This window comes from Novosphingobium sp. 550D (assembly GCF_057401885.1).
Genome location: NZ_CM171613.1, coordinates 3,280,870 through 3,294,314, shown reverse-complemented (window position 1 = coordinate 3,294,314; position 13,445 = coordinate 3,280,870). Strand labels below are relative to the sequence as shown.

Below are 13,445 nucleotides of genomic sequence, written 5' to 3'. Positions count from 1 at the left end.
TTCAGGCCGCCTTGGCAGCCGTAAGATAGGAGAGCACCTGCGCCAGTTTTTCGCGCAGGGCATGGCGGTGGACAACCATGTCGACCATGCCGTGATCATGCAGATACTCCGCGCGCTGGAACCCTTCGGGCAGCTTTTCGCGGATCGTGTCCTGAATGACGCGTTGACCGGCAAAGCCGATCAGACAGCCCGGTTCGGCAATCTGCACGTCGCCCAGCATCGCATAGGATGCCGTCACGCCGCCCGTCGTCGGGTCGGTCAGCACGACGATATAGGGCAGGCCCGCCGCATTGAGGCGACGCACCGCGACCGTGGTCTTGGGCATCTGCATCAGCGAGAGGATGCCTTCCTGCATACGCGCGCCACCGGCAGCGGTGCAGATCACATAGGCGCACTTTTCCTTGAGCGCGCGCTGTGCGCCCGCCACGAAGGCTGCGCCCACGGCCATGCCCATCGAGCCGCCCATGAAATGGAAGTCCTGAACCCCCAGCACCACCTTGTTGCCCTCAATCTTGCCAAGGGCGTTGGTCAGGGCATCGGGATGCGGATTGGCGGCGCGGGCGGCCTTCATGCGGTCGGGATACTTTTTCGTATCGCGGAATTTCAGCGGGTCGTCCTTGACCTTGGGCGTGGGCAACACGGTGAAGCCGGGATCGAGCAGATGCGCGAAACGCGCGTCGGTGCCGATACGGCCATGATGATCGCAACGCGGGCAGACCGAGAGATTCGCCTCATATTCCTGAGCGAACAGCATCTCGTTGCAGTTCTTGCACTTGATCCACAGGTTGTCGGGCGTGTCGTCCTTCTTCGCGGTCAGCGAGGAAAGCGAATTGCGTACTTTGTTAAGCCAGCTCATGCCAGCGCCTTAGCGTTATGAACCGCGTCTGCCAAGGCGGCGGTCAATTCGCGCACCGGCCCTGCGGCATTCGCGCCATGCTGGGCCACTAATTCGACCAGCGCCGAGCCGACGACAACGCCTTCGGCATGTTGGGCAAAGGCGGCGGCTTGTTCGGGCGTGCGCACACCAAAACCAACCGCGATGGGCAGGTCGGTGCCCGCCTTGATACGTTCCATGGCTTCCTTGATCGAATCCACGGCGGCCTGCTGCTTGCCGGTCACGCCTGCAACCGAGACGTAATAGATAAAGCCCGACGAACCTTCGACCACGGCGGGAAGACGCGCAGGATCGGTCGTGGGCGTTGCAAGGCGGATGAAGCTGATGCCATGTGCGCGCAAGGCCGGGCCGATTTCGGGATCTTCCTCGGACGGGATGTCGACACAGATGATGCCGTCAACGCCCGCCTCGGCGCATTGCGCGGCAAACCATTCGGCCCCGCGCGCAATCATCGGATTGGCATAACCCATCAGCACCAGCGGCGTTTCGGGATGGCGGGCGCGGAAATCCCTGGCGATGCGGAAAACGTCCGCCGTCTTGGTCCCGGCGGCAAGGCTGCGCAGATTGGCGGCCTGAATCGCGGGACCATCGGCCATAGGATCGGTAAAGGGCATGCCCAATTCGATCACATCCGCGCCGCCCGCGACCAGCGCGTCAAGGATGGCGGGCGTGGCGTCCGGCGTGGGGTCGCCCCCGGTGATGAAGGTGACGAGAGCGGGGCGGCCTTTAGCGAAGGCGGCGGAGAGGCGGGCGCTCACAGCTTGACTCCCAGCTTGTCGGCAACGGTGAAAATGTCCTTGTCGCCGCGGCCAGAGACATTGACGATGATGATCTGATCCTTGCCCATCTTGGGCGCCACTTCGGGCAGCGCGGCAAGGGCATGGGCCGATTCGAGCGCGGGGATGATCCCTTCCAGCTGACAGCAGAGCTGGAACGCTTCCATCGCCTGATCGTCGGTTACGGGCAGATATTTCACCCGGCCAATATCATGCAGCCAGCTATGTTCCGGCCCGATGCCGGGATAGTCCAGACCCGCCGAAATCGAGTGGGCCTCGGTGATCTGGCCGTCCTCGTCCTGCAGCAGATAGGTCTTGTTGCCATGCAGGATGCCGGGCTTGCCGCCGGTCAGCGATGCGGCATGTTCCTTGTCCAGCCCGTGACCGCCCGCCTCGACGCCGATCATCTGAACGTCGGTGTCGTCAAGGAAGGGGTGGAACAGGCCGATGGCGTTCGAACCGCCGCCCACCGCCGCGATCAGCATGTCGGGCAGGCGCCCGGTGCGTTCCAGCAATTGCGCGCGCGCCTCGGTGCCGATCACGCTCTGAAAATCGCGGACCAGTTCGGGATAGGGGTGCGGACCAGCGGCGGTGCCGATGATATAAAACGTGTCATGCACATGCGCGACCCAGTGGCGCAGCGCCTCGTTCATCGCATCCTTCAGCGTGGCCGCGCCGCTGGTGACGGGCACCACTTCTGCGCCCAGCAGTTTCATGCGGAAAACGTTGGGTTGTTGGCGGGCAACGTCCGTCGCGCCCATGAAGATCGTGCAGGGCAGGCCAAAGCGCGCGCAGACCGTCGCGGTCGCCACACCATGCTGGCCCGCGCCGGTTTCGGCGATAATCTTGGTCTTGCCCATGCGGATGGCCAACAGGATCTGGCCGATGCAATTGTTGATCTTGTGCGCGCCGGTGTGGTTCAATTCCTCGCGCTTGAACCAGATCTGTGCGCCCCCGAAGTGCTCCGTCATGCGCGGCGCGAAATAGAGCGGGCTGGGACGGCCCACAAAATGCGCCATCAGATCGTCAAATTCGGCCTTGAACGCGGGGTCGGCCTTGGCGGCCTTATATTCGCGCTCCAGATCGAGGATCAGCGGCATGAGGGTTTCTGCCACATAGCGCCCCCCGAATTGGCCAAAATGGCCACGTTCATCGGGTTGCGTGCGCAATGAATTGGGCAGGGGCGAATTCGGAATGGTGGCGGTGTTCATAGTGGGAATCCGCCTGCCACGGCATGCGCGCCAAGTCCAGTCCCGCCAAAAGGGCAATTGGTGCGCAGGCCCGCCCAAAATACCGTGAACCGAGATTGTTACATCTTGCGACAAATACGGCGCGTTCATGCCTCAATGCCGGTTTTCTGCGCCAAAATCGCATAGTGACATAGTTTTATGAACGAAATCTGACATTTGCCTGACTTTCCCATTCACCTATGCGTCAGGCGACCAGGCCCAGATGGGCGGCAGGCGCCGATCAACGATGATCGCCACAGTGACGGATGTCGTCGGCGCCCAGGGATAACAAACGGAGTAACAATTATGCGTCTGGTTCTTTTCTCGCTCGCCGCGTCGCTGGCTGTTGCCGCGCCTGCCATGGCTCAGGGCGAAACCAATGGCATGGGGTCCCGTTTTGACGTTCACACCGGCGCGGGCTGGAACGATGGTCAATCTGTGCAGGGCACCGTGGGTGCCACGCTGGGTTATGACATTGCCACTGGCGGCAACACCTTCGTCGGCCTCGAAGAATCGGTCGACAAGGTTCTGACCAGCCAGGACAAGGCTCGCTTCAGCACCACCGCCCGCCTTGGTGTCCGCGCCACCCCGAATGACAAGGTCTATGGTCTGGCCGGTTACACCTATGGCAAGGGCCCGAACGGCGCGCATATCGGCGCCGGTATCGAGCACAGCCTTGGCAAGCAGTATTTCACCAAGGTTGAATATCGCCATACCTTCAACGAAGACAATGCCAAGGACAGCAATGCTGCTCTGGTCGGCGTGGGTATGCGCTTCTGATAAGGTCTGAATAATTTCAGCCTCGAGAGCGGGCGGCTTGCATGATGCAGGCCGCCCGTTTTCGTTTGTCGGTTATGGAGCGCGGCATTTTGATCATAACGATCTGATTTATTTGTCATATCGTCGCATTTTTATTGATCCCGTATAGACAAATCAGGCGCGATGGCAGAGTTCGGCTCAAATTTGGGAAAATGGGGAACTATTCCATGCGTCGTCTGACATTGACTTTGGCCGCTGCTGCGGCCGCCGCGCTGACCTCCACTGCGGCGCAAGCGGGTGAAATCTGGGTCGAAGGCCGCGCCGGCGTCAGTTGGCAGGGCAGCAGTTCGGTGCGCGGCACCTATGGCGCGGCCGTTGGTTATGACACGTCGCTGGGCGCGCTGGGCAATGGCGTCTTTGCCGGGGTCGAAGAATCGGTTGATCGTTCCGCCGGTGGTAACAGCACGCGCTGGGCAACATCGGGCCGAATCGGGGTCAAGGTGCTGTCATTGGGCGCGCTTTATGGCGTGGCCGGTTATCATTATGGCGCGGGGCCGAATGCGACCTCGATCGGCGCGGGGTATCAGCAAGGCCTTGGCCCGGTTTATGGCAAGCTCGAATATCGCCATTACATGAACGAGGACGCATGGCGTCCGGGTGACGCAGTGACCGTCGGTTTTGGCGTCAAATTCTGATGCCCGAATGGGCGGTGGGTTTAACCCGCCGCCCGCACCGCGTCGCAAAAGGCGGCAATTTTCGCCGCATCCTTGACGCCCGGCGCGCTTTCGACGCCCGAAGATACGTCAACGAAATCCGCGCCCGTTGCGCCAATGGCCTCGCCGACATTGCGCGGGTCCAATCCGCCCGCCAAAATCCATGGCAAGGCATGGCGATAACCCGCCATCAACGACCAATCGATGCGCAGGCCCGTACCGCCGGGAAGGTCGGCCCCCTCGGGCGGCTTGGCGTCATATAGGATGCGGGCCAGCCCCTGATAAGCGCGCGCCGCATCCAGATCGGCGGTCTTGCGCACACCAATCGCCTTCCACACGGGCAGGCCGTGCGCCGCCTGAATGTGCAGGCTTTGCGCCGGGGTTTCCTTGCCATGCAACTGGATCATGTCCAGCCGGACCGTCTGGCGCAGGCGGTTGAGAAAATCGGCCTCTGGATCGACAAACAGGCCGACAATTCTGGCGCGCCCTGCGGCATGTTCGGCCAGCGCCGCGGCCTGTTCGATCCCGACATTGCGCGGGCTTTTGGCAAAGAACACCAACCCGATATGGTCCGCCCCGGCGGCAATGGCCGCGTCCAGATTGATCCGGTCGGAAATGCCGCAGATCTTGATGCCGATACGCGCCATGTGATCAGCCCAGCGCCTTTTCCAGAACCACCATGGTCAGATGGTCGAATTCCGGCACGGGAAAGGGGCGAATTTCGCCGGTCTGGGCATAGCCGCGCCTTTCATAATAGGCGATCAGTTCGGTGCGCGGGGCGACCACGGTCATTTCCATGCGTTTGACGCCGAAATCCTGACGGGCACGTTCTTCGGCTTGGGCAATCAACATGCGCCCCAATCCGCCGGCCTGAAGCGCGGGATCGACGCAGAGCATGCCCAGATAGGCGACATCATCATTGCGCCGAGTGATCGTCACCGTGCCGATGAAGGCATCACCACGTTGGGCAATCAGCAGGCGGTTGGATGGATCGGCCAGAACCCTTTCCAATTCCGCCACCGACGTCCGGTTGTCATCAAGCAGATCAGCCTCATGCGTCCAACCGCCCCGCGCCGAATCGCCGCGATAGGCGCGTTCAACCAGAGCGTGGAGCGCAGGCAGATCCTGCACCGATGCAACCCGAATGTCGGTCATGGGATCAAAGAGTCGCTTCGATGGCGCGGGCGGCGGCCACCGGGTCTTCGGCCCGCGTGATCGGGCGGCCGATGACCAGAACGCTGGCCCCGGCATCGCGCGCGGCGCGCGGCGTCACGGCGCGCTTTTGATCGCCCAGAACGCCATCGGCGGGGCGCAGGCCGGGGACGACGAAATAGCCATCCTTCCACTGACGGCGGATATCGCCGACTTCATGGCCCGAACACACGATGCCGTCGACGCCCGCGCTGTGTGCCAGTTCGGCAAGGCGCAGTGCCTGATCGCTGGCGCGGTTGGCGTAACCGATGGCGGACATATCATCATCATCCAGGCTGGTCAGCACGGTCACGGCCACCACCTTGGTGTGTTCGCCCGCAGCGGCCTTGGCGTCTTCCATCATCGCCCGCCCGCCCGAAGCATGGATCGTCACGATGGCCGGTTGCAGCACATGGATCGCCTGCATCGCACCCGCCACCGTATTGGGAATATCGTGCAATTTCAGGTCGAGAAAGATCGGCAACCCCACCTTGGCCAGTTCATGCACGCCGTGATGGCCGTGGGCGCAGAAGAATTCCAGCCCCAGCTTGATCCCGCCCACGTGGTCCTTGATCCGCCGTGCCAGCGCTTCGGCGGCATCAAGGCGGGGCAGGTCGAGGGCGACATAGATCGGATTGTGGTTCATCTTTTGCGTCTCAATTCTTGTCGGCTGCGGCGTCAAGTTGGGTAGCGGTGGCGATTGGCGGTGTGGGGGTTGCGGCGCGCAGCGTGTTTTCAAGGCCGGCAATGCGGCGCCTCAGACGCCAGATCTTTGCCTTGGCCACCAGCCACACCGGCACCATACCCGCCACAAAAGCGGCCATGGCGATCAGCCCCACCGGCCAATCGACATGCAGATAGCCATTATCCAGCGGCCACAGATTGATCGAGGTCTTTTGCCAGTTGATCGCCACAAAGGACGAGATCAGCGCAGCGACCAGAACCCAGAGCGCCGTCCGTAAGATCTGCAAGGTCATCCCCTCCTGCGCGGCCATTCATGAACGTTCATGCTAGGCCGTAATGATGCGGATGAAAAGGGGCGCCAATCACGGCGCCCCATCACCAGTTCAGGCGCCGAACACGCGATCAAAGATCGTGTCGACGGCCTTAAAGTGATAGTCGAGGTTGAACTTGTCCTCGAGCTGCTGCGGCGTCAGGGCCGCGGCGACTTCGGGATCGGCTTTCAGCAGTTCGAGCAGCGAAAGCTGTCCGTCCGATTCCCACACCTTCATCGCATTGCGCTGAACCAGACGGTACGAGGCGTCGCGCTCCAGACCCGCCTGCGTCAGGGCCAGCAGCACGCGCTGCGAATGGACCAGACCGCCCATGCGGTCGAGGTTCTTCTGCATGCGTTCGGGATAGATCACCAGCTTGTCCACCACGCCGGTCAGGCGGGCGAGGGCAAAGTCGAGCGTGATCGTCGCATCCGGGCCGATGTAACGTTCGACCGAGGAGTGCGAAATGTCGCGCTCATGCCAGAGCGCCACGTTTTCCAGCGCGGGGGTGACAGCCGAACGCACCACGCGGGCCAGACCCGTCAGGTTTTCGGTCAGCACCGGGTTGCGCTTGTGCGGCATTGCGCTCGAACCCTTCTGGCCGGGCGAGAAATATTCTTCCGCTTCCAGAACTTCGGTGCGCTGAAGGTGGCGGATTTCCACGGCGAGGCGTTCGATCGACGAGGCGATGACGCCCAGCGTTGCAAAGAACATTGCATGGCGGTCGCGCGGGATGACCTGCGTCGAAACGGGTTCCACCGACAGGCCCATCTGCTCGGCCACATAGACTTCGACGCTGGGGTCGATGTTGGCGAAAGTGCCCACCGCGCCCGAGATCGCGCAGGTGGCGATGTCTTCACGTGCCGCCACAAGGCGCGCACGGTTGCGGGTGAATTCGGCATAGGCCTCCGCCAGTTTCTTGCCGAAGGTGGTCGGTTCGGCGTGGATGCCGTGGCTGCGCCCGATGGTGGGCGTGTACTTGTGTTCAAACGCGCGGCGCTTGATCGCGGCCAGCAGCGCGTCAATATCCTCGATCAGGATGTCGGCGGCCTTGGCCAACTGCACCGAAAGGGTGGTGTCCAGCACGTCCGAGGAGGTCATGCCCTGATGCATGAAGCGCGCTTCGGGTCCGACCTGTTCGGCAACCCAGTCGAGGAAGGCGATCACGTCATGCTTGAGGACGGCTTCCTTGGCGTCAATGGCGGCCACGTCGATCTTGGGGTTGGTCGCCCACCAGTCCCACAGCGCCTTGGGGCCGCTTGCGGGCACAACGCCCAACTCGCCCAGCTTTTGCGTGGCATGGGCTTCGATCTCGAACCAGATCTTGTAACGGGCTTCGGGTTCCCAGATCGCGGTCATCGCGGGGCGGGCGTAACGGGGTACCATATGTGTCTCCGGCGCAGATTCTCTTGGGGCCGCCGCTAGGGCCTGATGCGCGCAAAGGCAAGTTTTGCGTTATAACAGCCCCCGCTGGCGCAGCGAAACATGGCCTTCGCGCCCGATGACGACATGATCATGCACCGCAATGCCCAGATGATGTCCCGCATCGGCAATCTTCTGTGTGATCTGAATATCGGCCTTGCTGGGTTCGGGCGAACCCGAAGGGTGATTGTGGACCAGAATCATCGATGCCGCGCCCAGATCCAGCGCCTTGCGGATCACTTCGCGCGGGTGGATCGATGCTTCATCAAGACTGCCATCGCCCAGATGTTCGTCGCGGATCAGGCGAAATTTGGTGTCCAGATAGAGCGCGCGGACCCGCTCAACATTCAAATGGGCCATATCGATGGTCAGATAGGAAATCAGCAATTGCCAGGAATTGAGCACGGGCTGCTCGCTCACCTGATGGCGGGCAAAGCGCCTTGCGGCCAGAGCCACGATGCGGATCGCGGCGGCGCTGGTTTCGCCCATGCCGGGGTGTTGCACCAAAGCGGCCGAATCGGCATTGAACACCCCGGCCAAAGACCCGAACCGGGCCAGCAGGCTGCGCGCCAGCGGTTTGGTATCGCGGCGCGGGATGGCCGTGGTCAGCAGATATTCGATGATCTCATGATCGGCCAGCGCCCCTTCGCCGCCATCCAGCAACCTTTTGCGCAAACGGGCGCGGTGGCCGGTTGCATCATGGGCTGCCCGGTCGAGATTTTCCGCCTCGCGATGGGCGATGCGCATGTCCTGATTATCGAACAATCCCACAACGGCTGCTTCCCGAAGACGGTTTTTGTGGCCCTTGTCACTATCTTTGGTCACACTTGTCCCCCGGCCCATCGCGGCAATTGCGTATAAGCATTGCCTTTCTCGGCCCCCTCGCGCAAGAGTCCTCCACGATGGATGATGTGCCTCCTGATGGTGAACAAGAGCAGAGCGCGCGTGGGCGCGGTCGGCAACTTGCCCTTGCGGGGGCGGGGCTGGTGGCCTTGGCGCTGGGCCTTGGCTGGGCCGAAAGGCTGGAAATTGCCGATGCGATTCTGGGCCGTGAACTAAGGCGGCTGGATCTGGCGGCCTCATACCGGATCGTTGATCTGGATACGCGCCATGCGGTTTTGGCCGATGTGGTGGTGGGCGATCCCAAACACCCCGATGCGGTGATCCCGCGGGTCGAGGTATGGGCGGGGCTTGCCGGATTTACGCCGGGGATTACGCGGATCGATGTCACATCGCCGCGCGTCTTTGCCGCCATGCGCGATGGGCGGATCAGCTTTGGCGCCATCGACAAATTGATGCAGGGCGGAGGACAGCCGTTCACGGGCTTGCCCGATATCGATCTGCGGATTGCGGGCGGGGTGATGGCGATCTCTACACCGGCGGGGGGTATTGGCGCCACCCTGTCGGGGCAGGGCAGTCTGGCCGGGGGTTTTGACGGGCCGCTGGCCGTGTCGGCGCCGCATTTGCGGGCGGGCGGCTGTGATGGCGGTGTCCGTCTGATCGGGCGGTTGGGCGTGACGGGCGGGGCGCCCATCATTAATGGCATGACGCATCTGTTGCCGACGACTTGCGCTGGAGTGAAACTGGCCGCTTCCCAGATTGGGGTGAAGGCCAAGATCGCCCCGATGCTGGACGGCGGAGATGTCGAACTGGCTCTCAAGACCGGGGCGCTGACCATGCCGGGTACGCGGCTTGGGGCGATTACCGGGCCGCTGCGATTGGCCATGCGCGATTCGGCGATCAGTGCGATTGGCGATATCACCGCCCATGACATTGCCGCTGGCGGTGTGACGGCCAAGGATGTGAGTGTAGAGGGCCGTTTCCGCGCTCCAATGACGTTGAGTCGTTTGGATGGCGAAGGCAACGTGTCGGGTCATGGCGTCACGCCGGATAAGGCCGCCTATGCTGCCTTGGTCAATGCAAGGCGCGGGGTGGCGGGCACTCTGGCCGAGCCTTTGCTGGCGCGGATCGAACAAAGCCTGCACAAGGAAACCCCGCGCAGCCGTCTCGAAGGCCGTTTCAATTTGCACGCCAGCGAAGGGCGTTTCAGCCTTGTTGCGCCTTTGATGCGGCTGGTGGGGGCGTCGGGTATGCCCTTGCTGGATGGTGACCGGCTGACGCTGGTGCGGGAAAAGGGCGATGTGCCGCGCTTTACCGGATCCTTGCGCGGGGCTGCGCCGGGGCTGCCGCGCTTTCTGGCGGAAATTCCCAAGAATGGCGGGCCGATTCGCCTGAGCATGGCCGAATATCGCGGTAATCAGGGCGCATCGCTGACCCTGCCCAAGGTGGAGATTTCGACCAAGGGCGGACAAGTCCGCTGGCGTGGTGAGGCTGTGGCGTCGGGCGCTTTGGCCCAGGGCGTGAAGGTTGCCGCGCTGCGCCTGCCGTTGGAAGGTGTGGCGGGCAGGGGTGGCGCGCGTCTGTGGACGGGTTGCATGCCGGTTTCCTTTGCCGGGCTTGAGGCCAATGGCTTGAGCCTGAGCGCGAGCAAACTGTCGGCCTGTCCGCTTGGCGGGCCGCTGCTGGCCGTGGACAAGGGGGGATGGCGGGCCGGGATCCGGCTGGCAGGTCTGGACCTGAACGGCCGGATGGGCGATTCGCCTTTGAAGGTGAACAGTGGACCTTTGGAATTGCGTGCGGGCAACGGGCGCGATTCGGCGTTGAGCGTGGGTCAGGTCGCGGTCCAATTGGGCAAGCCGGGTGAGGCTTCCGTCCTCAAACTGGCCTCGGTCACGGCGTTGATGGGGGCGGGTTTTTCGGGTGAGTTCAAGGGGCTGACCGGTAATCTGGCCGCGGTGCCTTTGTTGATTCGCGATGGTGCGGGCCATTGGCGCTATGGCGAAGGCACGCTGGCGCTCAGCGATGTGGCGATGCAGGTGGCCGATGTGGAGAAGCAGGAGCGCTTCGCCCCTCTTTCCGCGCGCGGGGCCAGCCTGAGCATGGTCAATGGCGTGATTCGCGCGGATGCTTTGCTGCGCGAACCCAAGAGCGATCGACAGATCGTACAGGTTGCCATTACGCATGATTTGGCGGGCGTGAAGGGCCATGCCGATCTGACGCTGGACGGGCTGACCTTTGACAATGCCCTGCAACCCGATCGGTTGAGCGTTCTGGCGCAGGGTACTATCGCCAATGCCGCAGGACGATTCGACGGCACGGGCCGCATCGAATGGGCCGATGGCAAGGTGAGCAGTCGCGGTAGGATCACCACGCAGAGCTTTGATTTTGCGGGCATGGCCGGTCCGGTAAAGGGTGTCGCCGGGACGGTGGAGTTCACCGATCTGCTGGGCCTTGTGACGGCACCGCATCAATCCTTGCGCATCGGGTCCATCAATCCGGGCATCGAGGCCACTGATGGCAAGATGCGCTTTACCATGCATCCGGGCTATCTTCTGGAAATTGAGGATGCCCGCTGGCCCTTCCTTGATGGCGAGATGGAGATGCTGCCCACGAAGCTGCAATTGGGCGGGGCGGCGGTGCGCCGATTCGAATTGAAGCTGTCGGGTGTGAATGCCGCCAAGCTGATCACGCATATGGAAGTGTCGAATTTGGCCGCGACGGGTCTGTTCGACGGTCGCATCCCCTTGGTTTTCGACCAGAACGGCGGGCGCGTGTCGGGTGGCGAGCTGATTTCGCGCCCGGGTGGCGGTTCGGTCTCCTATGTGGGCGAATTGAGCTATCGGGATCTGACGCCGATGGCCAATCTGGCCTTTCGCACGTTGCGTGACGTGCAATTCAAGGAAATGCGAATCGGTCTGGACGGCGATCTGGCCGGTGAGGTCGTCACACGCGTTTCGATGAAGGGGTTGAGCCAGGGCAAGGGGGCTTCGAAGAACTTCCTTACCCGACAGGTGGCCAAATTGCCTTTGCAATTCAATGTGAACATCCGCGCACCTTTCTATCAGATGATCGGTTCGCTGCGTTCGCTTTACGATTCGAACTATATCGGCGATCCGCGTGACAAGGGCCTCAGCCTGCCCAATATGCGCGTGATGCCCAATCGGCCTCAGCCCACAAAAACCGCAACCATTCAGCCTTCAGTCAGCGAGCATCGTCCATGAAGCGTATTAGATTGACCCGCCGCCCCGCCGTGGCCAAACATTCCCGTATGGACCAGCGGGAATTTCAACAGGGCAGGGCGAAGGGGCCGGGCGGACGTCTGTTGCCAGCCTTGCGAGTGGATTGGCGCAAACGACCCGCCCGGCTGGGGGTGGCAGCCCTATCGCTTGGCATGATGGCCGCTTTGTCGGGGTGTATTACCGTCAGCGCGCCCGACAAGCCGATCGTGATCGAGCTGAACATCAACATCAAACAGGAAGTCATCTATCGTCTGGCCGCCGATGCGGGCAAAACGATTGATAGCAATAAGGATATCTTCTGATGTCGCGCGTAAAAGCTTCTGTTTCGCCCCTGTTGGCCGCTGTGCTGCTGGTGCCGTTCATGGCGGGCCATGCTTTGGCGCAGGCGCGCGATCCGGCCTATGCCGCCGCGCGTTCGGCCGGACAGGTGGGGGAAATGCCCACCGGCTATCTGGGGATTGTCGGCGCCTCGACGCCCGATCTCAAGCGGCTGGTCGATGACATCAACATCAAGCGCAAGGCGGTCTATGCCGAGCGGGCGCAGGCCCAGCATGCCACGGTGGAGGAATATGCCTTTACCACGGGCTGCAAGCTGGTTTTGTCGACCCAGCCGGGGGAGAAATATCAGACCCCTGATGGCAGTTGGCAGGTGCGCGGGGCGGGCGCTCCGGTGCGCGACAGCCGCTGTCCGGCCTGAACGGCAAGAACAGTTCAAGATGTGGCCGCGCGGGGGCAACCTCGCGCGGCTTTTGTTTGGGCGAATGGCAAGAAGTGATTCGCGGATGGGCGTTTAGATGTCCGACAATTGCGCGATCTTCGTCGGTTCCCACATTTTCTGCGCATACGTACCCGCCTGAAAATGGCCCGAACGGCTTTATGCTACCTTACTACTACCTAGCGACCGGTTGACTTGGGCTAACCCCCCGCCTAAGGGGCAGGCGCCCTGAGCGGACAGCCGTTGCACATGGCTCTTTTTAGCCCCACAGTCCGGTCCAAGGACAAATGAGGCGGGAGAGAGTTTTGAACGACGAGCCGAAGGCACAGGATCAACGCGGTGAGGATGCGCGCCTTGCAGCACTCGATGAACGCCTTAAAGCCGTTCGGGAGCGCGAGGATATGCGTAAAACGCCGAACAAGGGGGCTCAATCGGACGACAGCTATCGTCTGGGCAACCGCGTTCTGGCTGAGCTTATCGCGGGGATCGGTGGCGGCGCGTTTATTGGCTGGACCATAGACCAGTTGATCGGACGCGGCCATTGGGGTCTGTTGGTGGTGATGGGGCTTGGCACCTTCGCCGCTTTCAGGAACATTATCCGGATTTCCACCCGGCGGTCTGAATGATCCTTGAACAGGGTCGCCCCAAAGAAGGGGTTATCAAAGACCGCT

General features: G+C 62.2%; 15 protein-coding genes. 6 read left to right on the top strand and 9 right to left on the bottom strand.

Translation table 11 applies throughout. From position 1 onward, the window contains the following. Position 1: 1 nt before the first annotated feature. From accD to trpB, 3 genes are read right to left on the bottom strand one after another with little or no spacing between them, the layout of a single operon-like run. Positions 2 to 856, bottom strand: a complete 855-nt coding sequence (gene accD, locus AC2S2E_RS15555; protein ID WP_486522999.1) for an acetyl-CoA carboxylase, carboxyltransferase subunit beta — start codon at positions 854 to 856, stop codon at positions 2 to 4. Next, positions 853 to 1,653: a tryptophan synthase subunit alpha gene (gene trpA, locus AC2S2E_RS15550; RefSeq protein ID WP_486522998.1), complete on the bottom strand. Its 801-nt coding sequence runs from the start codon at positions 1,651 to 1,653 to the stop codon at positions 853 to 855. The genes accD and trpA overlap by 4 nt, the downstream gene beginning before the upstream one ends. Further along, on the bottom strand, positions 1,650 to 2,882 hold the full coding sequence (gene trpB / locus AC2S2E_RS15545) for a tryptophan synthase subunit beta (RefSeq protein WP_486522997.1): 1,233 nt from the start codon (positions 2,880 to 2,882) through the stop codon (positions 1,650 to 1,652). The genes trpA and trpB overlap by 4 nt, the downstream gene beginning before the upstream one ends. 324 nt (positions 2,883 to 3,206) lie before the next feature. Here trpB and AC2S2E_RS15540 point away from each other — a divergent pair, with 324 nt between their 5' ends. Together AC2S2E_RS15540 and AC2S2E_RS15535 are read left to right on the top strand one after the other, a co-directional pair. Beyond that, a complete protein-coding gene (locus tag AC2S2E_RS15540; RefSeq protein ID WP_486522996.1) occupies positions 3,207 to 3,680 on the top strand; it encodes an outer membrane protein in 474 nt (157 codons plus the stop codon). A gap of 206 nt (positions 3,681 to 3,886) precedes the next feature. Beyond that, positions 3,887 to 4,354, top strand: coding sequence for a hypothetical protein (locus AC2S2E_RS15535; RefSeq protein WP_486522995.1), 468 nt, complete (start codon positions 3,887 to 3,889; stop codon positions 4,352 to 4,354). 20 nt (positions 4,355 to 4,374) lie between these two features. On the opposite strand, the gene AC2S2E_RS15530 is transcribed toward AC2S2E_RS15535, so the two are convergent. The 6 genes from AC2S2E_RS15530 to radC form a co-directional block, all read right to left on the bottom strand. Further along, on the bottom strand, positions 4,375 to 5,019 hold the full coding sequence (locus AC2S2E_RS15530; RefSeq protein ID WP_486522994.1) for a phosphoribosylanthranilate isomerase: 645 nt from the start codon (positions 5,017 to 5,019) through the stop codon (positions 4,375 to 4,377). Positions 5,020 to 5,023: 4 nt separating this feature from the next. Then, the gene (locus AC2S2E_RS15525; RefSeq protein ID WP_486522993.1) at positions 5,024 to 5,527 is read right to left on the bottom strand and encodes a GNAT family N-acetyltransferase; all 504 of its coding nucleotides are present in this window, start codon (positions 5,525 to 5,527) and stop codon (positions 5,024 to 5,026) included. 4 nt (positions 5,528 to 5,531) lie between these two features. Then, positions 5,532 to 6,209: an orotidine-5'-phosphate decarboxylase gene (gene pyrF / locus AC2S2E_RS15520; protein ID WP_486522992.1), complete on the bottom strand. Its 678-nt coding sequence runs from the start codon at positions 6,207 to 6,209 to the stop codon at positions 5,532 to 5,534. A gap of 10 nt (positions 6,210 to 6,219) precedes the next feature. After that, complete coding sequence (locus AC2S2E_RS15515) at positions 6,220 to 6,540, bottom strand: lipopolysaccharide assembly protein LapA domain-containing protein (protein WP_476105570.1); 321 nt, start codon at positions 6,538 to 6,540, stop codon at positions 6,220 to 6,222. A 90-nt stretch (positions 6,541 to 6,630) separates the two neighbouring features. Further along, positions 6,631 to 7,944 (bottom strand): adenylosuccinate lyase, encoded by a 1,314-nt coding sequence (gene purB / locus AC2S2E_RS15510; protein ID WP_486522991.1) that lies wholly within the window; start codon positions 7,942 to 7,944, stop codon positions 6,631 to 6,633. Positions 7,945 to 8,013: 69 nt separating this feature from the next. Continuing rightward, on the bottom strand, positions 8,014 to 8,727 hold the full coding sequence (gene radC / locus AC2S2E_RS15505; protein ID WP_476105723.1) for a RadC family protein: 714 nt from the start codon (positions 8,725 to 8,727) through the stop codon (positions 8,014 to 8,016). 155 nt (positions 8,728 to 8,882) lie between these two features. Between radC and AC2S2E_RS15500 the strand changes: the two genes are divergently transcribed. The 4 genes from AC2S2E_RS15500 (at position 8,883) to AC2S2E_RS15485 (ending at position 13,400) form a co-directional block, all read left to right on the top strand. Next, positions 8,883 to 12,041 (top strand): intermembrane phospholipid transport protein YdbH family protein, encoded by a 3,159-nt coding sequence (locus AC2S2E_RS15500; RefSeq protein ID WP_486522990.1) that lies wholly within the window; start codon positions 8,883 to 8,885, stop codon positions 12,039 to 12,041. Continuing rightward, positions 12,038 to 12,361: a YnbE family lipoprotein gene (locus AC2S2E_RS15495; RefSeq protein WP_476105566.1), complete on the top strand. Its 324-nt coding sequence runs from the start codon at positions 12,038 to 12,040 to the stop codon at positions 12,359 to 12,361. The genes AC2S2E_RS15500 and AC2S2E_RS15495 overlap by 4 nt, the downstream gene beginning before the upstream one ends. Next, positions 12,361 to 12,756 (top strand): YdbL family probable chaperone protein, encoded by a 396-nt coding sequence (locus AC2S2E_RS15490; protein ID WP_486522989.1) that lies wholly within the window; start codon positions 12,361 to 12,363, stop codon positions 12,754 to 12,756. The genes AC2S2E_RS15495 and AC2S2E_RS15490 overlap by 1 nt, the downstream gene beginning before the upstream one ends. 323 nt (positions 12,757 to 13,079) lie before the next feature. Further along, complete coding sequence (locus tag AC2S2E_RS15485; RefSeq protein WP_476105563.1) at positions 13,080 to 13,400, top strand: AtpZ/AtpI family protein; 321 nt, start codon at positions 13,080 to 13,082, stop codon at positions 13,398 to 13,400. Positions 13,401 to 13,445: the final 45 nt, after the last annotated feature.